The sequence below is a fragment of the Microcystis sp. Msp_OC_L_20101000_S702 genome, assembly GCF_007095705.1.
In the GTDB taxonomy this organism is placed as follows: Bacteria; Cyanobacteriota; Cyanobacteriia; order Cyanobacteriales; family Microcystaceae; genus Microcystis; species Microcystis ichthyoblabe_A.
Genome location: NZ_SFBO01000147.1, coordinates 1 through 22,742, shown reverse-complemented (window position 1 = coordinate 22,742; position 22,742 = coordinate 1). Strand labels below are relative to the sequence as shown.

Genomic DNA, 22,742 nt, shown 5'->3' with positions numbered 1-22,742 from the left:
CTAAAGGGTTTCTGACAATTACCGCACTTAAATTGACGACGATTAACTTGTAGGTACACTGGTTGACCTGAGATTGGTAAATCTTTGACTAAATGTCGATGATTTTGGTGGAGTTTATCGCTCTCTAACCCACAACGAGGACAGATTGCTTTTTGATTTTTCGATTCGACTGGTCAAACTATACCGATATTTTCTAGGTGTCGATAGCCTTGAATACAGGTTCCTTGTAGGTTCAAAAATTTGTCAAGTATCATAAGTAAAATAATCTCGTTTTTGGCAATTATATCAAATCTTAACTCAATTGTCTATCTTTTGGCATTAACCTGTTTGTGCCTTAAGTCTTTCCCTGTATGGATTTCAGCTACTTTTGAGCTTAGTTACTCTCATCGAATTTTATTTTAAGTTAATTATTTGCATAACAATTCCCGAAGAGCCCTATTTTTTCATAATTAGGGGTTTCAAGACCCCCCTAGCTGGTGCCGAGAAAACCTTCACCAGCTAAGTATTTTTACTCAAGTCTCTGGAGGGGGACAGCTTATGTGACAGTTGAGGGTGCGGAATGTGGGTTTGATAATGTACCTTTTGGGCGAACGCAGTTCGCCCCTACATTGTGGACAAAATCCGTTACTGTAGGGGCGCAAGGAACCTGCGCCCTCCGATAGGAGGAGAAATAACAGGCTGATAGCTTAATGCTATAAATCTTCTTCTACCAAAGCCTCCACCCGTCCTGTTTTCACCGCATCCACCAAAGCGGCGTGATCTCGTTCTGTCTGATCGGCATAAGCGATCGCAAATTCGCCCATGGCTAGATCGAACTGATCTCCTTTCCCCAAATAACCACTAATAGTGGCCGCATCTCCAGATTTAGCGTGGGCGCGGGCCAAGGTCCAGCCACAGAACTCGGCGTAGCGTTGCAGTTGGACGGCCGATACTCCTTCAATGGGTAGGGAAAACTTCATATCCCGCAGTTGCCGTAAATAGAAGTCGTTGCCCCCTCTTCCCCGGGTCCAGCCCAAAAATATGTCGCTAGAGGATTGCATCAATCTCTGGCCTGTAACTACCCGTTGTCCCTGATTTTCGTACTGGCTCTTGGCGGTATAGGGTTCCAGAACCGAAGGGCGGGCTTCCTTAACTTGTAGGATGAGGGGATGGTTATCTTCCGAGAACAATAGGGCGATATAACATCTGGTGCCGACACTGCCAATGCCCACCACTTTCAGGGCAAAGTCCTCTAACTGGTAGCGATCGAACAAGACCCGGCGTTCCTCCGGCAGGGATTGGCGATAATCTTCCAGACCCTCGCGCACGAGAGTCTCCCAATCCGGTTCGTTGACATGGTAGAGAATAGGCGGCTGATCGACAAAGCGATTGCGCCCCCCGCTTTGGGTGACGATCTTGGGGTAGAGATGTTCGATGATGCGCTCGCGGGCCTTTGTCATCATCTGTTCCCGCAACTTCCGCGTCTTTTCGTCGGGAGCCATCTCGATCGCCTGTTCTGCTCCTATGCGCGTGTACCATACCTCTAAGGGACTGAGGCGAGAATATTCCCGCAGGTGTTCTCGATAGGAACGAGCGCAATTGATCGCCGCTGCCTTCGATTCTCGCTCGGATAGATCGCTATCCCTGCCGGCGATGACAAAACTGACCACGAGACGCTTGAGATCCCATTCCCAAGGCGCGGGCAGGGTTTCGTCGAAATCATTAATATCGAAGACTAAATTGCGTTCGGGGGTGCCAAAAAATCCGAAGTTCAACAGGTGGCAATCCCCGCAGGCCTGCACGATAATGTCGGTTTTGGGAGTGGTGGCCAGATCGTAGGCCATCAAGGCAGCGGAACCGCGCAGGAAGGTAAAGGGACTCCGCAACATTCGTCCGTAGCGGATGGGAATCAATTCCTGTAATCGCCCCCGATTTGATGCTTCGATGATTTCGATCGGCTCTCGACCAGCTGCGGGGGGTTGCCAGATAGCGTGGCTAGAACGCGGCAATCGCTCCCGCAGGGATTTACCGATCTGGATGCGTTCTTCCCGTGAACGGAATCGAGCTTGAGAAGGTGAGCGGATCGGGGTTTCTATTTGGTGGTTCATAGCGACTTTTTCCCCTGAATGAGATTACATCCCTTGCTGTTAGATGACTAAATGAATACAAGCAATAGGAAATAGATAAGTCAATAGTTACGGTTCCCCTTCTGGGATAACTTTCTAACATTTCCCCCCTTAGAGATAGCTTCTGATGCTCGGTTCAACAATTAATCTTCGCTCGTTTCTTATCTGGGGAAGATCAACCTCATCAATGATAGATTTTTTTCTGAAATGGCTATCGCTTAAATTTGCTTAACTTTTAGCCCAATGGCAGCTCTACTGTTTCGATTATATCTTGCTCAAAAATTGCTGGCGGGATAATCTTAACAAAATTTTATCTAATGTTCAGCCTTCGGCCAGGGGCTAAAATCTCGCTCTTTTGTCGGGAAAAGGGGGGACTATTCCGGGTTAAAGGTGAAAATTTTCCCCTTGCCCCAGTTCTGTAGGAAGTTTTCTGTTTATTTTTTTGGGTAATGATTTGGTAGTATTAGTTTAAGTCTGTCAACCGAGAATTTACCCCTAGATTGTCTAGGAATGAACGGTGAAAGTGTCAATATTGAGGCTCGGATGATTGGGGTGAGTTACGATGATGAAACGCCTCGATCGCTTTCTCTAGGGTTGGATAAATACGTTCGATTGAGATCGTCTCGGATAGGTCTCCTTTTTTTAATTGCTGATCTAAATCTTGCTTCATCCGTGCCATGGCGAAAGTAACCATCGTCATATCTTCTCCTGTCATCGAAAATGTCTCGAAAATCTCGCCACCGGATCAACTGCCGGTAGGAATAATTTTTCGCTGGTTTAACCCGGTTTTTTCTAGAACTGAGAAATTTATTCGCCAAGATATTAATGAAACCAAATTAAATTGTATTCAGTAAGGATTAGGGGAAATCCTGTTAGAGAAGCAACCCTCTGGGGGAGTTAACTTCTTAAACAATTCATCTACCTTGACTTCTAACGTGCCTAGGGTGATGGGAGCGTCAATTGATAAATATTCTCTAATTTCTTAAGCCATAATTAAAACTCAATAACTTTAACCAGAGGCGAGGATTGTCTTTTTCTAGCCAGCTTTGGGAGTTTTTTAACCATTGGGGAAACCAGGAACCAAAAAACAGATTTTTGACTCCATCAAGGCTAAAATCGAGATAGGAACCCAACCAACGTATTAAATCCTGACTGCCGGCCATTTCTGCTATCCATAACAGTAAAGCTGGGTTTTTTCTGGCCGCTTTAATTGCTAAACGGCTAAAGGTTAACCAATCGGTTTTATCCTTAATAAAGGTTTCAGAAACCTCCGGCGGTTCGTCGGCCAATAAACCGAAAAATGTGTTTAACATGGCGTTAATTCTTTGGGGTGGTAAAGTTTTTCCCGTGGGAACCATCATTCCTTTAGAAAATAACCAAGTTACCGCCACATTACTTTGATAAGCTCGCACATTTTCTAGGTCTTTAGCTGTTAGTAAATCATGTTTTAATGCCATATCCAAAAGATGGGTTAAGCGCTCTAAATTACGCACCAAAGAACCGAATCCAGTAAAGATTAACGGTGATTGCAGGGAGGCGGCATCACCGATGGCTAAAATGCGATTAAAGGAGACAATTCGATCTTTTTTCCCTGTGCTAAAATGCCCTGGTATATAACCAAAGGTGGGTTTTTTCCAGGTTAATTTTTCTGGGTCACACTGTCGATATTCGGGCAGAATAGTAAAGAAATCTTCGTACATTTCTAACAGAGACCCGGGGTTATCGGGATGGACTTGATGATAGTGAAATAGATAGAAGGTTAATTCTTTTCCTTCCCCCGGAAATAATTCCCAAATTAGTTGTCTGCCTTTAGAAATATCGCCATGGGAATTTAAGACATCGCCATAGTGAGAATCCCACACCACCGGATCGAATCCTTCTACTACTGCCCCCACCGTCGGACAGACACTATCAAAGGCACGCACTCCGTTTAATTGCCAAGCAATGGGGGAAGCAGAACCCATAGCATCAATCAATAAACGACCTTTTATCTGTTGAATTTCCCCACCATGATTAAGGGTGACAGTAACACTATTGGCGGTAATATCAGCCTTGATAAATTCGGTTTGATCGAGAATTTTACCGCCATGATCCTGTAATTTTTTACCGCAGGATTGCAGCAATTGATCGGAATTAATGGCAATATTTAAAACCGTGGGAGTATGGAGAATTTTGGCTTTTAGACGGGGGGGATTATTGCCATCAAAAAACTTATTAAAGCCATCGATGTATTCTTGGAAGATTAATTCCTCGAATTCTTCGGCCGTAAATAGACCTAAATTAATTAAACTTTGAAACTCCGAGCGAGAGATATTCCATTCCCGATTCATCCGTCCGAAAGGCAGTCTTTCTACTAAGAGGACTCGATAACCTAATTTGGCCATCTGTGCCGCATGAATTGCCCCCAAGGCACCACCAATATAAATTAAGTCGTAGGTGATGGGATGATCATTTTCCTCACTGCTAGAGAAAATTACCGGCTGCGGTTGTTGGGGATTTTTGGCACTGTCGCGCCAACGTTTTTCCCACCAATACAAACGTTCTAAATCCGCCTCTCCTTGGGGCATTTTGCGGAAGTAGTGAACCGTTAGGGGATAGTCCGCTTCTAAAGCTGTAAAAATTGAGTGATTTTTTTGATCGATATTTGGTATCGTGTTATACTGCGGCGGAAAACGCTTTTGTAAAGCTCGATCGAGCTGCCGAGTCAGGGGTGTTTCTTGATCATGCGATCGCTCACCCCAGCGGAAAACTTTTAAATAAGTAGTCCGTTGCAGCGTCCAGACAAAAATCGACAATTCGATCGCCTCCGATAAGCGCAATCTCACCCCGTTAGGTGTATTTGTCTTGACACCGTTTGCGGGTTGCCAATCGGATTGTAACCAGTGACAAACGGCGATCGAGTCAGGAGTCGGAATTTCTCTGTAAAGTATTTCTCTCATCTTGATTTAGCTGTTAAACCCAAAAATCGTCTGATTACGCTAGACTACACAGAAAGTTTTCTGAAAAAAGTTTAAAAAACTTTACATACCTAGATTAATACACAGCCTACCCCATCTGATTATGAATTATCCCATCCCGAACACCCCCGAAGAAATTGCCGCCCTCCGACAGCGTCCCGTCGATGAGGAGATGATCGCTGCCGTGATTGCGGGAATTATTAGAATGGCCCACGCTCAGGGTCAATCCCTCGATGATCTGACTGAAGAAATTCTCGCAGAAGACCCGATTTTAGATCAAGTGCAACGACGTTGGTTAAGTCAGCTTTTCACTAATGCTTGGCAAAATTTAGCTGGATGGGTGTAATTGAGCGATGGAATGGCTAACAATCACTCTCGCTAGTGTTTTGACCCTGTTAACTCCCGCAGGGGCAATTATTGATACGGTTTTAGCCCATACCCTTCGCTCCCAAGTCCAAAAAGTGGAACAATTGGCCGTGAGGGTCGATAATACTCCCAATTATCAGGTTCTGCAAGGCAAAATCGATCGAGTTCGCATTTCTGCACGGGGAATTTATCCCCTTGCTGGTGTTCGCATTGAGAAGATCGAGCTAGAAACTGAGCCAATTAGCCTCGATTTGCGGCGATTACAGCAAAAAAACAGCAGTTTAGCCGCCGCACTGCGCCGACCAGCTGCGGGAGCATTGCATCTTGTCCTCACGGAAACTAATCTTAATCAAGCTTTACAATCGGCAGCGGTCAAAGAACAAATTCAGACCCTGATTAATAATCTGATTCCCTCTAGGGAAGAATTTGGTAGCACAAAATATCAACTTAGTCAAGCAAATTTTAACTTTCTTAATAATAATCGAGTCGCTCTCAGCCTGCAGCTAGAGACCCAAAGGCCGGACGAACCAGCAGCCACCCTCAATCTGAGCTTAGAAGTGGGATTTAAGCTAGTGCAGGGGCGAAAAATCGAGCTTATTGACCCCACAGCCACTCTTAATGGTCGTCGCATCTCCTCGCGCCTTCTCAAGGGGTTTGCCGAGGGTATATCCACCCAGTTAGATTTAAAAAACTTCGAGAAACAAGGAATTATCGCCCGCCTTCTCCAATTACAGATTGACGATGATAAGCTAAGTATAGCGGCTTTTGGCAGAATTGAACCTCGATCGGGGAACCCCAATTAAATTTAACGGTCGGAAAAGATGAGATGGGAAGTGGGAAGTGGGGAGAATAAAAGCGTTCGACTGATAACTGATAACTGATAACTGATAACTGATAACTGATAACTGAATTATGCCTAGTTCTCGCTCTAGTGATAAAATCTCTTTGCCTTGGATAATTGGTATCGGCCTCGCTTTATTTACTGCTGGTGGGGCCACTGCTTGGTTTGCCGTCCATCACCTATCTTTCTCCCAGAAAACCAGCGAAAACCCGATTGAATCTCCCACTCCAGCGCCGATAAGTCAATCACCAATTGTTGAACCGGTTTCTCCCGGTCCAGTGGAGACAAGTCCAACAGCAACTCCTGCAGCTATTCCTGTTAGGGAAACTCGACAGGTTTATTGGTTAAAAGTGACTGATACGGGTAATCAATTAGTCAGCCAAGAAATTACCGTTCAAAAAGCGGATAGCCGCGAGCGAGAGTTAACAGCAGTATTGCAAACTCTATTAGCTGGTCCAAGTAATCCTCAGGATATGACTACTATTCCCCCTGGGACTAAATTACTTGATTTAAAAGTAGATAAAACGGGAATTAAGATTAATCTCTCGCGGGAGTTTGGCAATGATGATGGCCCTGATATGTTGATCGGTCGTTTGGCACAAATCATCTATACTACTACCACCGGGGATCCCAATGCCAAAGTCTGGATTCAAGTGGAAGGAAAACCCCTAGAATTACTAGGAGAAGGCCACGGTATTGAAGTTGCCCAACCGATGACTCGTAAGTTTTTTGAGGAGAATTATCAATTGTAAGTTTTCTGCGCTTTAAATTGTTGTTGCCATAGCAAATTGAGGTTAACTAGGGGGATTACTGGGGGGATAGGGAAAAAGAATTGGATAGGGAAGTTTAATTCCTTCTTGCTGATAGCGTCGGTGTAGGAGTTTAATAAATTCGTGTTTAATGGTGAGATGTTGAAAAAATTCTTCTTCTACCACCTTGAGATAAACCGTCAGCACAATGCTATAGTAATCGAATTTATGATAACGAATAAAGGGTTGATAGTCACCGAGTTGAGGTTGCAATAACTGGGCGATTTCTTGCATAACTTCTAGGGTAACTTTTTCGACTTTTTCTAAGTCACTATCGTAACTAATGCCCACTTCCACGGGAACCAGTAGGGAGTGATCTGGTAAACTATAGTTACGGAAACTAGAAGCAATGATCTGAGCATTGGGAATAACCAAAAGATTATTGGTAATTTCTTCGATTACTGTGCATCTTAAATCCACATCTCGCACATAACCAGCTTCTCCCGTTCTCAGTTCAATATAATCTCCCGGTCTAACTTTTTTGGAAGTGATAATATTAATCCCTGACATTAAATTAGCTAGGGTATTTTGGAGAGCTAAACCGAGGGAAACACCCCCAATACCAAAGGCAGTAAGCATCGGAGTTATCGAAATGCCAATCGAGCTTAAAATCAGCAAAAAACCGCAGCTAAAAATCAGAACTTTGGCGAGAAATTCAAATAGGGAAGTTAGGGAAGAAATGCCATCATCTCCCGTGGTATAAAATCGTAATATTTCCACGGATAATTGAGCAATAGCCCAAGTAGCCGAAGCTAAAAAAGCCACTAGCAGCAATTTTTGGCTCAGGAGAATCAGGTAGGGAAAGAGGGGAAGATTGGGAAGGGAGAGGGCAATATTTAAACCCAAAAGTCCGAACCAAAGTATGCTTAATCCACGAAGGGAACGTAAAACCCCTTCCGAGAAACGCAGGTTTTTTTCTCTGGCAATCGATAAAAGTTGACTGACAACGCGCTTTTCTACGAGCCATCCCAACAGCAGGAAACTGAGGACGATGGTGATAGGTAGGATAATATAGGGCCAATCTTCCAGTCTGGTTAATAGGTTCATTGCTAGAGGTTTAGAAAAAGATGCAGTTTTGTCTTATATTATTCTCCATTTGCCTATCTCTAGCAGCGGCGGTGGAATTTTCGGGCAAAAAGTTGCAAAATGTAAAGAGAAACTCATCTTTCCTTTGGCGGCCTTCGTGAATAGTCAGTTAGTTAAACCAAAATTCGGGCTTTATCGATTCTTAATGGTTATAATCGTGGGTTTGTTGCTGATTAGCACCTTTTTAATCGCTTTTCATCTGGCTAAGATGTCGGATCCCTACATTAAGGAGGTGTTATCCCGACAAGGTAATGTGAGTCGCGGTTACGAAATCTTTCAAATTAACTGTGCTGCTTGTCACGGTCAGTTTGCTGATGGCATCGTCGGACCAAGTTTAGAGGAGGTTTCCCATCGCAAATCGAGAATTAGTCTGATTGAACAGGTAATTAGTGGTAAAACCCCGCCAATGCCCAAATTTCAGCCCGATCCTCAAGCTATGGCCGATTTATTGGTTTATTTAGAAAAGCTTTCAAAAAACTGACTTGAAAGAGGGTGTGGGGTGTAGGGAAGGAAACCTCTTTCATCTGTGGGGGTGAAAACTTTTTCATCGGGATTTACTCTTGGCTGACGTTGATGGTAAGCTAGGACTCGTTGAAACTGGGTGGAGAGTGACAGGTGGGGAATGGAGAGGTGAGGGAATGGGGAATTTCAACTAAAACCCCAACACCCCCCGCAACGCACACGCAGTGACCACCCCAAAACCCAACCCCTGAGAAACTGATAAATTTTACTTATATAGAAAAATTTTGCTTCTATTTGGGTACGCTAGTAGAGACACTTAACGATAAATACTTATGTCTTGGCATTTCCAAGTTGAACCTGCAATTATGCAAGGGGATTTCTGGCAAGTTAGTCAGTTTTACGAAGAACTGATAGAAAGAGAACCCTTAGAAATTAGTCATTATTGGTATTTAGGATTAGCCTATCTTTTGGAAGCTCGGGAAGAAGAAGCACAAGCTACTTGGTTATTTGTCTTCACTCAAGGAGATGAACAGGAGGTGATGCTGTGGACAGTAGATTTAGTCAATATTTTGGATGGGGAAGCACGCAGACAATTAGAGTTAGGCAATTTAGAAACCAGTTGGTTAATTCGAGGACATATTCGCGAGATTATTCCCGATAATGTTGATAATTTACTGCGGTTTATTTTATTAGCAATTAATTTGAATTATTTCGAGCAGGAGCAGTTACAAGCTTGGTTATTTGTTGATGTGTTAAAAACAAATAATTTCCAGAGTCTAGAGTTAAGTTTATTAGCAGAAGTTTTAGAAAAATTTATCGATTCTCAGATACCAGAAACCGTCCCTTACTTAGAGTCAATATTTCAATCTAACTATCAGCGACAAACTTTTATCAAAATAGTAGAAGCTAAAGTACCTTCTCTAGCCATTAATAATAAACCATTGGCTATTGATATTATTAATACTTGTTTAGCAGTAGAACCAGAGCAAATTTATCTGTTAGCTGCACTTTATCAATGTTATTTTGATAATCGAGATTTTGCTGCTGCTATCCAAGTAGCTAATCAATTAAAAACAAGTTGTCAAGGGTTTCCTTCTCAAGCTGTAGCTGATTATATTGCTCTTTATGTCAAATTATTCAGTGGTGATTGGGTCGATATTAAGGCAGATACTGAAAAATATACAGAATCCTTGCAAAAAAGTATCACTAATCAAGAATGTCCCAGATTATTGGATGCACCATACCTAACAATTTTATCCCCTCTAGTTTACCTAGAAGATAACCCAAGGAAAAACCGTTATATTAGTAATTGTGTTGGTCAACTTTTTCAGGAATATGTTCGCAATAATTCTAACTGTCATTCTTTGCGAAAATCGACTATTAAGGATACCAATAAAGTTCTGAAAATTGGCTATATTGCCCATACTTTATATAATCATTCTATCGGATTAATCTCTAGATGGTTAATGAAGTATCATGACTATAATGAGTTTCATGTCTCTTTATACCTAGTATCTCAAAAAGAAGATATGATCACTCAAAATGATTTTAAAAATCAGGTAAATGCTTGCTATCACTTACCGATTAATCCTCAAATGATTGCTGAAAAAATTAGTCAAGATAACATTGATGTTTTGGTAGATTTAGACAGTATCACTAATAACGCAACTTGTCAAGTTATGGCACTTAAACCCGCACCAATACAAGTGACTTGGTTAGGTTTTGATGCGTCAGGAATTCCCGCAATTGATTACTATCTTGCTGATAATTACGTTTTACCAGCAGATGCACAGGAATATTACCAAGAAAAAATTTGGCGCTTACCTAATTCCTATATTTGTGTGGATGGTGTCGAGGTTGCTTACCCCTCTCTCCGAAGGGATGATTTAGGGATTCCAGAGGATGCAATTAATTACTTAACCGTACAAACGGGGGTTAAACGTAACCCTGAAATTATTCGACTTCAGCTACAAGTTTTAAAGGCAGTTCCTAATAGTTATTTGAGTATTCAAGGGTTAAGTGATGCTAAATCAGTGGAAAAATTATTTTTCAAAATTGCCGAGGAAGAAGGAATTAATTATGAGAGATTAAAAATCTTACCCCTCTATCCCACAGGAATTTATCGAGCAAATTTAAGGATAGCTGATGTGGTTTTAGATACCTATCCCTTTACGGGAGGAATGACGACTTTAGATGTGCTGTGGATGGGGATTCCTTTAGTTACAAAAGTTGGTCAACAATGGTCATCGAGAAATAGTTATACTTTAATGGTTAATGCGGGAATTAGTGAGGGTATCGCTTGGAGTGATGAGGAGTATATCGACTGGGGGATTAAGTTAGGTAAGGATGAAAACCTGAGACGCAAAGTTATCGCTAAATTAGATGAATCTAGAAAAACTTCCCCGATTTGGAATGCACGTCAGTTTACTAAAGATATGGAAAGCGCCTATCGTCAAATGTGGCAAATCTATTGTGAAAGTTAATCAGGGAGAATTAAATCATGTCTTGGCAAAACGAAGTTAAAACCGCTTTAGAAAACAATCAATACGATATTGTTAGTCAGTTTTACGAAGAACTGATAGAAAGAGAAACCCTAGAAATTAGTCATTATTGGTATCTAGGATTATCCTATCTTTTACAAGATAGAGAAGAAGACGCACAAGCTACTTGGTTACTGGTGTTGAGTCAAGCAGCTGAATCAGAATTATCGGGGTGGATAGAAACTTTAACTCAAATCTTAGATGCAGAGGCAACCAGACAAGAAAATTCCCAAAGACTAGAGACGAGCTATCTAATTCGATTGCATCTACAAAACCTTAATCCTAGTTTTTTAAATAATCTCCTGCATCTGATGGAATTAGAAATACAATTCCAATTTTTTGCGATGGAAAAGTGCAATGATTGGTGTGTATTTGAACTGTTAGAGAATACAGCTACAGCAGCAATTAATCTTGATTTACTGCTGCGAGTGACGGAAAAAGTTTTAATCTACCCCTGTACTGATACCATCCACTTTTTAGAATTAGCAGCCTTACATATCAATAATCCAGAAATAATTGCAACCAAAGTTATATCAGCAATTGTCAATTATGCTTATCAACAAAAGCAAAGTGTATTTGCTATTAATTTGGTAGAGCTTTGTTTGCGCTTTCTCCCAGAGGATTTATACCTACAAAATAGTTTGTTTAATCTTTATAAAACCACCACTGTTGACTATAAAAAATCTCTAGAAATTGCTGATAATTTTTATAAAAGTTGCCAGACAACCACTGAAAAGCTCTTGGGAATTTCTCTGGTGATTGGTATTTTACAAGCTAAGGGAGACTGGGGAAATTTACCTAAATTTATCGATGAATTAATACAACTAATCGAGGGACAAATTAATGCTAAACAATTTAATGCACGTCCTTTTATTATTGACTCTATTTTAGGAGTTACTATCTGTCTTCCCTACTATCAAGATAATCCGAAAATCAATCGCTATTTACAAAGTAAACTAGCAGAAATTTTTCAAGCAGATGTAAGAACCCGCTATACCTATATTGCTCCTGTTTCTTCTCCAAAATCTCCAGCAAGAAAAATAAAAATTGGTTATATTGCCCATACTCTCCGTCGTCATTCTGTGGGTTGGTTAAGTCGCTGGTTATTTCACTATCATAATCGAGATAAATTTGAAATTTACACCTATTTTGTCAACCAAGCAGCGGACGAAATTACTGAAAAATGGTTTATAAATAACTCAGATTATAGCTATAACTTGCCAGCAAAAATTGAACAAATAACTGCCCAAATTCGTCAAGATAACTTAGATATTTTAGTGGATATTGATAGCTTAACCAATAATACAACTTATCTAGTAATGGCCTTAAAACCCGCACCGATACAAGTAACTTGGTTAGGATTAGATGCGTCGGGAATCCCTGCGATTGATTATTTTATTGCCGATAACTACGTTTTACCCGAAAATGCTGAAGAAATTTATTCAGAAAAAATCATTCGACTTCCCAACTCTTATTTATCTGTAGATGGTTTTGAAGTGGGTGTTCCCACTAGGAGAAGAACTGATTTAAATATTCCCGATGATGCTATTATTTATCTGACCGTGCAATCGGGATTAAAACGCACCTTAAACATGATTTATCTGCAATTGCAGATTCTTCAACAGGTTCCTAATAGCTATCTTTTAATCAAAGGTTTTGCCGACAAAGAAACCATTCGAGAATTATTTCTCAAAAGTGCTGACGAATTGGGAATTAGTCAAGATAGATTAAGATTTTTGCCCAATGATTTGCATGAGGAAACCCATCGCGCTAATCTAGGAATTGCTGATATAATTCTCGATACCTATCCCTATAGTGGTGCTACCACAACCCTAGAAACCCTCTGGATGGGGATTCCTTTAGTCACTAGGGTTGGTGAACAATTCGCAGCCCGCAATAGCTATACTTTTATGAAAAATGCTGGCATTAGTCAGGGTATAGCTTGGAGTGAGGAGGAATATGTGCAGTGGGGAATTAAGTTAGGATTGGATAAAAATTTGCGCGAAGAAGTCCGTTATCAATTACGTCAATCTCGTCATACATCTCCCCTCTGGAATGCCAAACAATTTACCAGAGATTTAGAAACTGCTTATCAACAAATGTGGAATATTTACAGCCTTTCTCATCAAGATGAAGTCTAACCTAATTTGCCATCGCCGACCGAGGACCGACTCTCTTAGGTTTGGTGGGTAAAATGTATTCTAAGATACAGTCCTGCTGGCGAGCGCGTGCAACGAACCACAAAGACACAAAGGACACAAAGATTGAACGCTCCTATATTAAGTTAAACCGATCACACAAAGAATAAGAGAGCCGAGGACTGACTCCCCAAAAGGAAAACTTTGTCCCTCATCATTAAGATAACTGCCATGGTTTGACTCACTCGCTCCCACTGGTATTATGACCACAGATATCATAATAGCTAAAGAAACTGCACGATTAGATACCAAAGTCCCTCACAGATAGAAGATAATCAATATTTATCAGTATTGGAAGCCTTCAGCATGGTTCATTTAACGCCCAATCCTAGCTATAGTTTAAGTCTCAAGATAGAAATCCCCAATCAAGCGGGAACCTTCGCTTCTGTCCTCAATGCGATCGCCGATGTCGGGGGGAATTTAGGGCAAATTTCTCTGATCGAACGCAATTTAAAGATTAGCACCCGCGAGATTATGGTTGATGCCGCTAGTACCGACCAAGCGGAACAGATTATCGCCGCGGTTAAAGCTCTACCGGATGTTAAACTGCTCAAAGTTTCCGATCGCACCTTCGATCTCCATCGTCGGGGTAAAATCTCCATTGAGAGTCGTATTCCCCTCACCTCCCAAGATGACCTGGCCATGGCCTACACCCCCGGAGTTGGTCGCATCTGCACCGCTATCGCTCACCAACCCGAACTGGTGTACTCATTGACCATCAAGGGCAACACCGTCGCTGTAGTGACCGATGGTAGCGCGGTATTAGGATTAGGAAATCTCGGGCCAGAGGCTGCCTTGCCAGTCATGGAAGGGAAAGCGATGTTATTCAAGGAATTCGCCGGAATTGATGCTTTTCCCATCTGTTTAGCCACCCAGGACCCCGAAGAAATCATCGCAACCGTCAAAAGAATCGCTCCGGTTTTTGGGGGTATTAACCTAGAGGATATCGGCGCTCCCCGCTGTTTTGAAATCGAGAAACGTCTGCGAGCGGAATTAAATATTCCCGTTTTCCACGATGATCAACACGGTACAGCGATCGTTTCCCTGGCTGCCCTGATTAATGCCCTTAAATTTGTCAAAAAATCGCTTGATACAGTCAAAATCGTCATTAATGGTGCGGGTGCAGCGGGAATCGCCATCGCTACTCTCTTTAAAACCGCAGGAGCCACAGATATAATCCTCTGTGATTCCCTTGGTATCCTCTCCCAAAACCGGGACGATTTAACCCCAGAAAAACAAGCTTGGGCCGTGGCTGCCAGTGGTAAGCTAGGGGATGCTCTCAAAGGCGCTGATGTCTTCCTGGGGGTGAGCGCACCGGGGGTATTGACTCCCGAAATGGTTAAGGGAATGGCTAAAAATGCGATCGTCTTTGCCATGGCTAATCCGATTCCCGAAATTCAACCGGAATTAATCAATGATTTGGTGGCCGTGGTGGCTACCGGACGCAGCGATTATCCCAATCAGATTAACAACGTTCTCGCTTTCCCCGGATTATTTCGCGGGGCCCTGGACTGTCGCGCTAGGGCAATCACCGATAATATGTATCTGGAAGCGGCCAAAGCGATCGCTTCTCTGATCACTCCTGCTAATCTCAATCGAGAGAATATTATTCCCTCGGTTTTTGATGGTCGTGTAGTTACGGCTGTGGCCGCCGCCGTTCAACACGCTGCTCGTCAAGATGGAGTGGCCGGGGAATAATGTAATTATGGTGCAGGAGGGTAAGTAAACCGTGAAACCGATCGATGATATTCCCGAAGCTTTGCGGGACAGCCAGTACAGAAAAACTACTAATCCTAATGGTCTCATAGCGATCGCAAGCGGTTTACTTGCTCTGGTGGGAACCGGCCTAATTGCCATAGCAGTCTTGAATCGTCCCCCTGCTACCGTAAAAAAACCGGTTATTAACCCCTCCCCCCCCATTAAAGCCACTCCTAGCCCCATTGAGAACATTCTAGGTCATTTACCCTATCAAGAGGCCCCGGAGACGGAATTAGCCCCCATTACTGGGGATGGTGCTATGCGTTTAAGGAAACCGGCAGCCAAAGCTTTTATCCAGATGCAGAGTGACGCGAGAAGGTCGGGGGTGATTTTAATGCCGATTTCTGCATTTCGATCGAAAGCAACCCAAGAAAAGCTCTTTTTTGAAGTTAAAAAACAACGCAATCAGCAAACTCGCAAACGAGCAGAAGTGAGCGCACCTCCGGGTTACAGCGAACATCATACCGGTTATGCGATCGATATTGGCGATGGTCGCGCTCCCGCAACAAATTTAAGTAGCAGTTTTGCTAATACTGCCGCTTTTCGTTGGTTGCAAAATAACGCTGCCCAGTACAGTTTCGAGTTATCTTTCCCTGAAAATAATCCCCAGGGTATTAATTATGAACCCTGGCACTGGCGTTTTGTCGGGGATAGTCACAGTTTAGAAACTTTTTATAAGGCCCAACAATTAGGAAAACAAAAATAGGATAACCTTATCGGCAATTGCGTCCTGTAGGGGCGAAGCATTCGGACAATAACCTATCGCTGAAACCAGAGATTTTCTATCCGAATGCTTCGCCCGTACTTTTTCAACTTTTTAGAAAAGCCAACAATTAGGAAAACAAAAATAAGATAACCTTATCGGCGATCGATGGCATTTTCTGGAATTAATTACTAAAATAGGATTATATTGTATTGTGAGTGTTTCTAATATGTCCAAGCCAGTAGAATACTTAACAAATGAGCAAGGGGAACGAGTTGGGGTTTTATTAGACTGGAACACCTATTCTCGATTTGCCAATTCATTAGGACTCGATGAAGATTGTTTGATTGGTTTGAGTGTGGATGAATTAAAAGCGCTGGCAAGTTGTCAATTGTCCCTCGTAGAGCAAACCCGTTTAGATGATTTAGTGACGAGAAATGCAGAATCTTTACTCTGCGCTGATGAAGTAGCTGAGTTAGATGAGTTGTTGGCAAAAACAGATCAATTAACAATTCTTAAAAATCGTGCCAGATATACGCTAAAGTGCTTGGAACAAGGTACGACGGCAGCGTGAGTGTTTATATTCGGATGGGGTTTTCCCTGTCTGACAGAAGAGAGATAAGCAGAAACTCCGATTCTATCTTGTAGGTCATGACCAAATCTTCTTAGCCTACGATTAAAATATTAGAAAGTTTAATCAGGGTTTCTTCTCGAACTAACAGACAGCATCAATGATTGACTGGACTCCCTATCTCAAATCAATCTCGGACTCGGAAAAGTACGCCCAGTGGGAGACATTTTACACCCTCACGGACGTAGAGGGAAAAACACGCCCAGCGAAAACTGCACCTTTGCTAAGGGATTTGTGGGTACAGACGATTGAAAAAGAACCACAAAACCGACAAGAAAGACCAGAAAGACCAGAAAAACCCGAAAGATTCACTGTTTTAGATGGTTTACGCAAGTATGCAACTAATCACGTTCTTTTAAAAGGTCGTCCCGGTTCAGGAAAATCGACCGCTTTAGCCAGATTATTATTAGAAGAATCCGTAGGAGCGCAAAGCTTGCGCCTAAATCAACAAAATCAGGCTAAAATCATTCAAATTCCCATTCTCATCGAATTACGCTTGTATGAAACCTCAATTCTTGATTTAATTTTACAATTCCTGAAACGCCATAAATTAATTATTGATAGTAATACCCTAGAAAGTTGGCTGTTAGAAAATCAGAATTTTAGACCATTATTATTATTTGATGGTATCAATGAGTTGCCCTCAGATACTGCACGACAGAATTTAAAAAACTTTCGCCAGCAGTATGCAGAAATTTCGATGATTTTCACCACAAGGGATTTAGGCAGCGACGACTTAGATATTGAAAAAAAGCTGGAAATGCTTCCCCTGAGCGAAGCACAGATGCGGGATTTTGTCAAGGCCTATTTGCCTGAAAAAGGCGAAGAAATGCTTAAACAGTTGGGAAATCGTCTCAAGGAATTGGCAGAAACTCCTCTGCTTTTGTGGATGCTTTGTTCAGTTTTTGATGATAATCAGAACAAAATTCCTGCTAATTTAGGCTTAGTTTTCCAGATTTTTACAGGAATTTATGACAAGAAATTAAAAGCAGATGTTCCTACTTACCAAGAATCGCGGGATTGGTGGCGAGAATTGCTGCAAGTGTTAGCGTGGAAAATGAACCAAGGGGAGTCAAAAACTGAGATTCAGGTGGCTATTTCCCGAACAGAAGCAGAGGAAGAATTAAGCAAATTTATCAAAAATAAAGGATTCCCAGAGTATTACAGTAAGCAGTGGTTAAAGGATTTACTGAAATATCATCTAATTCACCTAGAAGGTAATCATAAAATTGCTTTTCGCCACCAACTGATTCAAGAATATTACACGGCTGAGGAATTAAAGAAAAAGTTACCCCATCTCAGGGATGAGCAGTTAAAGTGGGACTATTTGAATTATCTCAAATGGACGGAACCTGTGGCGTTGCTGTTGGGGTTATTGGATAATGAAACCCAAGCAAAACGGGTGGTTAAGTTAGGGTTAGAGATTGATTTAAAATTAGGAGCGAGGTTAGCAGGAGAAGTCAACTTTAAGTTTCAAAAGCAGACAGTGGGGTTAGTGCTTGGGTTGGATGTACCGAAATGGTTTAAGGTGAAATTATTGGGATTAACAAAGTCTAATCAAGTTGTTAATGAGTTAAGTCAAGCTTTAGAAGACTCTGATTGGGGTGTTCGTAGGAGTGCAGCCGAGGCTTTGGCTGAGATTGGCACAGAAACAGCCACTGCGGGGTTACTCAAGGCTTTAGAACACTCTGATGATGATGTTCGTATGCGCGCAGCCTTAGCTTTGAGTAAAATTGGCTCGGAAACAGCCATTGCGGAGTTACTCAAGGCTTTAGAACACTCTGATGATGATGTTCGTATGCGCGCAGCCTTAGCTTTGAGTAAAATTGGCTCGGAAACAGCCATTGCGGAGTTACTCAAGGCTTTAAAAGACTCTGATTGGTATGTTCGTGGGAATGCAGCCTTCGCTTTGGGTAATATTGGCTCGGAAACAGCGATTGCGGGGTTACTCAAGGCTTTAGAAGACTCCTATTCGTATGTTCGTTGGAACGCAGCCGAGGCTTTGGGTAATATTGGCTCGGAAACAGCTATTCCGGGGTTACTCAAGGCTTTAGAAGACTCTGATAGGTTTGTTCGTAGGAACGCAGCCGAGGCTTTAGCTAAAATTGGCTCGGAAACAGCCATTGCGGAGTTACTCAAGGCTTTAGAACACTCTGATGATGATGATCGTTGGAACGCAGCCGAGGCTTTGGGTAAGATTGGCTCGGAAACAGCGATTGCGGAGTTACTCAAGGCTTTAGAACACTCTGATGAGGATGTTCGTGGGAACGCAGCCTTAGCTTTGGGTAATATTGGCTCGGAAGCGGCTATTCCGGAGTTACTCAAGCCTTTAGAACACCCTAATGAGTATGTTCGTGGGAAGGCAGCCGAGGCTTTGGGTAACATTGGCTCAGAAACAGCCATTCCGGGATTACTCAAGGCTTTAAAAGACTCTTATTTTTCTGTTCGTTGGAAGGCAGCCGAGGCTTTGGGTAAAATTGGCTCAAAAACAGCGATGACTGAACTTATCAAATGCCTAAAAAATCCTGATTTTGTCACATTAAATAATGGCGATACTCTCTCTGAAGCTAGAGAAGCACTAGACACAATTCAAAACAAACTTAAATACTATCACCCCCTCTCCCAACCCATGAATCAACAAGTTTACATCTCCTACAACTGGCAAGAAGACAGCAACGAAATGGCTAATCAACTCGTCCAAGCTTTTGCCGCTAAAGGAATTGAGATTATTCGGGATAAAACCCACACCAGCTATAAAGACTCCATCAAAAACTTTATGCGGCAAATTGGACGGGGGAAATGTGTCGTCGTCGTCATCAGCGATAGATACTTAAAATCAGAAAACTGTATGTTTGAATTAGTAGAAATTGCCAGAAATGGTGACTTTTATCAAAGAATATTCCCGATTATTTTACCAGATGCCAGAAGAATTCATAAAGCCATCGAAAGATTACAATATATCCGACATTGGGAAGGACGTATTCAAGAATTAGAAAATGCCATGCACTCAGGCGGTTTAGCCAATCTGCAAGGCATTACCGATGACCTCAATTTATACACCGAAATCCGCCACCGCATCGCCTCTCTAACCGACATTCTTAAGGATATGAATACTCTCGATATCAACTTACACCGCCAATCGGAATTTGCAGCTATGATTGAAGCAGTAGAAACTAAACTTGCAGAGGATAGTCAAAAATTATCTAATCAATCTCCAGTCAAGTCAGAATCTAAATATAGGCGTTGCTGATTTGAGATATGAATCTTCTCTTGTGGGATTTTTAAAACCTAGATCCAAACTAACTTTTGGATACGATGCACAGTTGGCATTCATACCTTGATTCTGCAACGCCCAGTTTCAATCAATGTGCATGGTGTGTTCCCCAAAAATCGATCGCTGGAGCGGTAGAAGTTACATTGGGGAACGCACCCTACAAGATCGGCGAGTTTCAAAAGAGCTTTGTTAATTGATTCAAGTGCTGTTACTATTTTTGCTGAAGCGTCATTTTTAAGTGTAACAGGTGGTACTGAACCAGAAATTTCTAATCTAGTATTATAATTATAAGAGTTGCCAGAAAGATCCTTATACTCTACTTCAAGTAGTAGATTTTCTCCAAAAAGCTTATCTGCTTGAGAGTAAGTCACCACGTCAAAAAAGAATGGATTATCTTGATCAATAACAGATATTTGGAGGGGAAATAAATGTCCCAAATTAGTCATTTTTTTGGGCAAGGGCGAAATATTAACCTTGACTTCAATTGCTGGGGCATCTGTAAGTGAAATAATTCCAAGTTGAATAACCTGCTCGTTTTCTGGTTTAAGTCTAAATAAGTGTGTTAAACGTGGTTTGGAGAAATGTCTTTTAGCCCAAATTGCATCAACAATAAAATGCTTGGCTTTGACTGTATGAGCACCTGCTCGAATGTAATAGCAATTATCATGAGCCATATGTGGCCCAGCGTGGCTCTCATAAACGGCAACAAGCAAAACAGCCGAATCGGACTGAATGACTCCTCGTCCTACTGAATCAGATATTATTTTAATCTCATATTTAGGAACTGGTTCTACTTGATTAACAATCTGATCAGCCCAGTCGCGTAAATCTTGTCTTCCAACTTTTCCAACTTTTAGAGGCAGGTCATTATCAGCATTACCATCAGAGTCCACACCAGCAATAAAACACCCACCTCCAGAATTTGCAAAAGCAGATACCGCACAGCTTAGTTTCTTCTTGAGGTCTTCCAGAGAAGTGCGACTTGATTTGAATTCAAAGTTATCATCCTCTGCGGATGGAAGCTGAGTGAGATCAAAATTTCCCAGGTCAATTTTCATAAGATGTGAAAAGGCGGACAAGCAGTGTAAAAAATGTTTGGCTTCTTATCAATCAAATTATACTATTGGCGAATGTAAACTCGCTCCCCCTACGACAAAACTCTGCATTGAAAAACCAATTGCTTTGGCTTTGTGGTCTAATACCATTTCTCTAAATGAAAACTACACATCGAATTTAAATCCCCCTTTAAGTTCCCCTTTTTAAGGGGGATTTAGGGGGATTAAACTTCTGTAGTCAGACTTTGGAGAATTGGCGTAACTACATATTATAGGTCAACTTTTTGTGTAAAACTCTCTAGAGTAACGATATGGGTCAACTTTCGGTATATCACTCCATTTAGGCGCAATCGTCAGAACTTTTCCCTATATTAACCCCAAGAGCGTGTTAGCCAGATTAGCTTACTGCAAACAATCTCCTTTAAGGAAACTTATCACAGAAGCTTTCCGGAATCATAGCAAAGATTCTTAAATATGACTGCACTTTGTCACAAAATTTCACTATTATTTCGGGTGCAGTGATTTGTTATGTTTCTTGGTTCACAACTTCTTTAACAATTGGTCATACTCTGCGTGAGAGCCTATCCAAAACCAAACAATTACATTCTTACTTTTGATTCTTCCCTTGCGCTCTCCAACCTATACCGACTCTGATTGACCAGATCTGGTCTTCTTGATTGACCTCCTTAAATTCTAAGCTTGGATGACTTGGGTTATCTTTCCATAACTTGTAATTTTTTCTGGCTGTTCTTTTCACTCTTTCTGGTAGCTGTTGAAATAAGCCGACGAAATCTGGATTTAGTTCCGACTTCATAGCTGATCAAATCCCATTTCTTTAGTCTGTCCGTTTTCTGAATCCGCAATAGCTTTCTGAGCAAGTTCTTTGAGAATTAAGCTGTCTTGGGGTTTAGATAATGTTTCTTGCCATTGGATTTCATTTTCGATGTCTTCAATAAACTGCTCTGCCAGTTCGTCAAGAATTGCCTCTGGCAGTTCTTGAGCTTTTTGTACAGCTTTACTTAGAAGTTTTGATAACATTTCTTCTCTTCTCTTCTCTTGAAAACATAAGTAGATATTATAGGTCAACTTTCTGCATAACAATCTCCAGAATAACGATATGGGTCAACTATCGCCAGAACTTTTCCCTATATCAAGCCCAAAAGCTTGTTAGCCAGATTAGCCTATTGCCAAAAACCTTGTGTAACTAAATTCCTGACAATTAGGCTCATTCTAGCGATGATTCCTATATCTGACCGCACCCCTTGACAAAAACTGACAATTATTCGACCTTTAGCGATCGCTATCGGGGGATAATTGTTTTTTGTTACAGCAGTGTGGAGCAGCCTAACTGATGGCTATATTTCCAGATTATCGCCCGCAGGAAACCAATAATTGCCGATGATAAATTTGTCGTCGCCGTCGGGGGTGAACACGCTATCATCACGGAAGTAGTACAAGGTTACTAACAGGCTTGATCGGAATCCTTTACGGTGGTTCAAATTGATGCCCATGGCGATATGCGTTTTGAGTACGAAGGCTCCCACCATAACCACGCCTGTGTGATGGGTCGGGTGTTAGAAATGGTTTTACCGACCTTACCAGTGGGAATTCGGGCTATTTGTCGAGAAGAAGCCGAATTAATCGCTAAACAGCAGATTCCCGTGATTTGGGATCGAGATATCGTCAGGGATGCGGAGTTATGCTGCTTTCGCCAACACAACTTTCAGGAGCCTGCAACTTCAATCACTTCTCCTGGAGAGACTTTATCTAATACGCTACAGGCATCTGGCATTAGGGGAAGTAAGTCAGAAAGTTTGTTGCTGGTTGCTACAAGAACATTGACATCCTCGCCGCCGTAAAACGGACGGCGATTCCTCACCACGCCACTTTTTTAGGGTGGTCGCTGAACGGGGTTGACGCAGATAGCGAAAAACGCTTAATTGCTTAAGTCTGACTC

The 22,742-nt window shown here is 41.9% G+C and carries 18 protein-coding genes and 2 pseudogenes; 12 read left to right on the top strand and 8 right to left on the bottom strand.

Annotated features, from left to right (window positions below; all coding sequences use genetic code 11):
* From EWV60_RS15935 to EWV60_RS15925, 3 genes and pseudogenes are all read right to left on the bottom strand, one after another.
* Positions 1-254 (bottom strand): annotated as a pseudogene (locus tag EWV60_RS15935) (transposase family protein); the annotation flags it as partial.
* Between the two features lie 438 nt (positions 255-692).
* Entirely contained in the window at positions 693-2,087 is a 1,395-nt protein-coding gene (locus tag EWV60_RS15930; protein WP_287233290.1) for a DUF2252 domain-containing protein, read from the bottom strand.
* Between the two features lie 544 nt (positions 2,088-2,631).
* Positions 2,632-2,799 carry a sulfate transporter gene (locus EWV60_RS15925; protein ID WP_287233288.1) on the bottom strand — a complete coding sequence of 56 codons (168 nt, stop codon included), beginning with the start codon at positions 2,797-2,799 and terminating at the stop codon, positions 2,632-2,634.
* Here EWV60_RS15925 and EWV60_RS15920 point away from each other — a divergent pair.
* A complete protein-coding gene (locus EWV60_RS15920; protein WP_184891203.1) occupies positions 2,783-2,959 on the top strand; it encodes a hypothetical protein in 177 nt (58 codons plus the stop codon). The two genes, EWV60_RS15925 and EWV60_RS15920, sit on opposite strands and share 17 nt — an antisense overlap.
* 120 nt (positions 2,960-3,079) lie before the next feature.
* Here the strand turns inward: EWV60_RS15920 and EWV60_RS15915 are convergent, their stop codons facing one another.
* Positions 3,080-5,044, bottom strand: a complete 1,965-nt coding sequence (locus EWV60_RS15915; protein ID WP_193978042.1) for an FAD-dependent monooxygenase family protein — start codon at positions 5,042-5,044, stop codon at positions 3,080-3,082.
* A 121-nt stretch (positions 5,045-5,165) separates the two neighbouring features.
* Between EWV60_RS15915 and EWV60_RS15910 the strand changes: the two genes are divergently transcribed.
* The 3 genes from EWV60_RS15910 to EWV60_RS15900 all read left to right on the top strand — a co-directional run bounded on the left by EWV60_RS15910 (position 5,166) and on the right by EWV60_RS15900 (position 7,021).
* Positions 5,166-5,408 (top strand): hypothetical protein, encoded by a 243-nt coding sequence (locus tag EWV60_RS15910; RefSeq protein WP_002754017.1) that lies wholly within the window; start codon positions 5,166-5,168, stop codon positions 5,406-5,408.
* Positions 5,409-5,415: 7 nt separating this feature from the next.
* On the top strand, positions 5,416-6,231 hold the full coding sequence (locus EWV60_RS15905; RefSeq protein ID WP_002744047.1) for an LmeA family phospholipid-binding protein: 816 nt from the start codon (positions 5,416-5,418) through the stop codon (positions 6,229-6,231).
* A 109-nt stretch (positions 6,232-6,340) separates the two neighbouring features.
* Positions 6,341-7,021, top strand: coding sequence for a GerMN domain-containing protein (locus tag EWV60_RS15900; RefSeq protein WP_004163240.1), 681 nt, complete (start codon positions 6,341-6,343; stop codon positions 7,019-7,021).
* Between the two features lie 42 nt (positions 7,022-7,063).
* On the opposite strand, the gene EWV60_RS15895 is transcribed toward EWV60_RS15900, so the two are convergent.
* Positions 7,064-8,125 (bottom strand): mechanosensitive ion channel family protein, encoded by a 1,062-nt coding sequence (locus EWV60_RS15895; protein WP_287233283.1) that lies wholly within the window; start codon positions 8,123-8,125, stop codon positions 7,064-7,066.
* Positions 8,126-8,153: 28 nt separating this feature from the next.
* Between EWV60_RS15895 and EWV60_RS15890 the strand changes: the two genes are divergently transcribed.
* The 7 genes from EWV60_RS15890 to EWV60_RS15860 all read left to right on the top strand — a co-directional run bounded on the left by EWV60_RS15890 (position 8,154) and on the right by EWV60_RS15860 (position 19,706).
* Positions 8,154-8,645 carry a c-type cytochrome gene (locus EWV60_RS15890; RefSeq protein ID WP_002754012.1) on the top strand — a complete coding sequence of 164 codons (492 nt, stop codon included), beginning with the start codon at positions 8,154-8,156 and terminating at the stop codon, positions 8,643-8,645.
* A gap of 313 nt (positions 8,646-8,958) precedes the next feature.
* Entirely contained in the window at positions 8,959-11,109 is a 2,151-nt protein-coding gene (locus EWV60_RS15885; RefSeq protein WP_287233281.1) for an O-linked N-acetylglucosamine transferase, SPINDLY family protein, read from the top strand.
* Positions 11,110-11,126: 17 nt separating this feature from the next.
* The gene (locus EWV60_RS15880; RefSeq protein ID WP_287233279.1) at positions 11,127-13,307 is read left to right on the top strand and encodes an O-linked N-acetylglucosamine transferase, SPINDLY family protein; all 2,181 of its coding nucleotides are present in this window, start codon (positions 11,127-11,129) and stop codon (positions 13,305-13,307) included.
* Between the two features lie 363 nt (positions 13,308-13,670).
* Positions 13,671-15,062 carry an NAD-dependent malic enzyme gene (locus EWV60_RS15875; protein ID WP_287233277.1) on the top strand — a complete coding sequence of 464 codons (1,392 nt, stop codon included), beginning with the start codon at positions 13,671-13,673 and terminating at the stop codon, positions 15,060-15,062.
* 31 nt (positions 15,063-15,093) lie between these two features.
* Entirely contained in the window at positions 15,094-15,828 is a 735-nt protein-coding gene (locus EWV60_RS15870) for a M15 family metallopeptidase (RefSeq protein ID WP_287233275.1), read from the top strand.
* 211 nt (positions 15,829-16,039) lie between these two features.
* Complete coding sequence (locus EWV60_RS15865; RefSeq protein ID WP_287233273.1) at positions 16,040-16,399, top strand: hypothetical protein; 360 nt, start codon at positions 16,040-16,042, stop codon at positions 16,397-16,399.
* 157 nt (positions 16,400-16,556) lie between these two features.
* The gene (locus tag EWV60_RS15860) at positions 16,557-19,706 is read left to right on the top strand and encodes a HEAT repeat domain-containing protein (protein WP_287233271.1); all 3,150 of its coding nucleotides are present in this window, start codon (positions 16,557-16,559) and stop codon (positions 19,704-19,706) included.
* Positions 19,707-19,786: 80 nt separating this feature from the next.
* Here the strand turns inward: EWV60_RS15860 and EWV60_RS15855 are convergent, their stop codons facing one another.
* The 3 genes from EWV60_RS15855 to EWV60_RS15845 form a co-directional block, all read right to left on the bottom strand.
* The gene (locus EWV60_RS15855; protein ID WP_287233269.1) at positions 19,787-20,788 is read right to left on the bottom strand and encodes an AlbA family DNA-binding domain-containing protein; all 1,002 of its coding nucleotides are present in this window, start codon (positions 20,786-20,788) and stop codon (positions 19,787-19,789) included.
* Positions 20,789-21,392: 604 nt separating this feature from the next.
* Complete coding sequence (locus EWV60_RS15850; protein WP_502705827.1) at positions 21,393-21,599, bottom strand: hypothetical protein; 207 nt, start codon at positions 21,597-21,599, stop codon at positions 21,393-21,395.
* Entirely contained in the window at positions 21,596-21,823 is a 228-nt protein-coding gene (locus EWV60_RS15845) for a hypothetical protein (protein ID WP_287233268.1), read from the bottom strand. Before EWV60_RS15845 ends, EWV60_RS15850 begins: the two co-directional genes overlap by 4 nt.
* 350 nt (positions 21,824-22,173) lie before the next feature.
* Between EWV60_RS15845 and EWV60_RS15840 the strand changes: the two are divergent.
* Positions 22,174-22,476, top strand: a pseudogene (locus EWV60_RS15840) (arginase family protein); the annotation flags it as partial.
* Positions 22,477-22,742 lie beyond the last annotated feature (266 nt).

Excerpts from the sequence above, each read along its gene's own strand:
- EWV60_RS15930 (WP_287233290.1), bottom strand. The coding sequence starts at position 2,087 with ATGAACCACCAAATAGAAACCCCGATCCGCTCACCTTCTCAAGCTCGA.
- EWV60_RS15920 (WP_184891203.1), top strand. The coding sequence starts at position 2,783 with ATGGCGAAAGTAACCATCGTCATATCTTCTCCTGTCATCGAAAATGTC.
- EWV60_RS15925 (WP_287233288.1), bottom strand. The coding sequence starts at position 2,799 with ATGGTTACTTTCGCCATGGCACGGATGAAGCAAGATTTAGATCAGCAA.
- EWV60_RS15915 (WP_193978042.1), bottom strand. The coding sequence starts at position 5,044 with ATGAGAGAAATACTTTACAGAGAAATTCCGACTCCTGACTCGATCGCC.
- EWV60_RS15910 (WP_002754017.1), top strand. The coding sequence starts at position 5,166 with ATGAATTATCCCATCCCGAACACCCCCGAAGAAATTGCCGCCCTCCGA.
- EWV60_RS15905 (WP_002744047.1), top strand. The coding sequence starts at position 5,416 with ATGGAATGGCTAACAATCACTCTCGCTAGTGTTTTGACCCTGTTAACT.
- EWV60_RS15900 (WP_004163240.1), top strand. The coding sequence starts at position 6,341 with ATGCCTAGTTCTCGCTCTAGTGATAAAATCTCTTTGCCTTGGATAATT.
- EWV60_RS15895 (WP_287233283.1), bottom strand. The coding sequence starts at position 8,125 with ATGAACCTATTAACCAGACTGGAAGATTGGCCCTATATTATCCTACCT.
- EWV60_RS15885 (WP_287233281.1), top strand. The coding sequence starts at position 8,959 with ATGTCTTGGCATTTCCAAGTTGAACCTGCAATTATGCAAGGGGATTTC.
- EWV60_RS15880 (WP_287233279.1), top strand. The coding sequence starts at position 11,127 with ATGTCTTGGCAAAACGAAGTTAAAACCGCTTTAGAAAACAATCAATAC.
- EWV60_RS15875 (WP_287233277.1), top strand. The coding sequence starts at position 13,671 with ATGGTTCATTTAACGCCCAATCCTAGCTATAGTTTAAGTCTCAAGATA.
- EWV60_RS15860 (WP_287233271.1), top strand. The coding sequence starts at position 16,557 with ATGATTGACTGGACTCCCTATCTCAAATCAATCTCGGACTCGGAAAAG.
- EWV60_RS15855 (WP_287233269.1), bottom strand. The coding sequence starts at position 20,788 with ATGAAAATTGACCTGGGAAATTTTGATCTCACTCAGCTTCCATCCGCA.
- EWV60_RS15850 (WP_502705827.1), bottom strand. The coding sequence starts at position 21,599 with ATGAAGTCGGAACTAAATCCAGATTTCGTCGGCTTATTTCAACAGCTA.
- EWV60_RS15845 (WP_287233268.1), bottom strand. The coding sequence starts at position 21,823 with ATGTTATCAAAACTTCTAAGTAAAGCTGTACAAAAAGCTCAAGAACTG.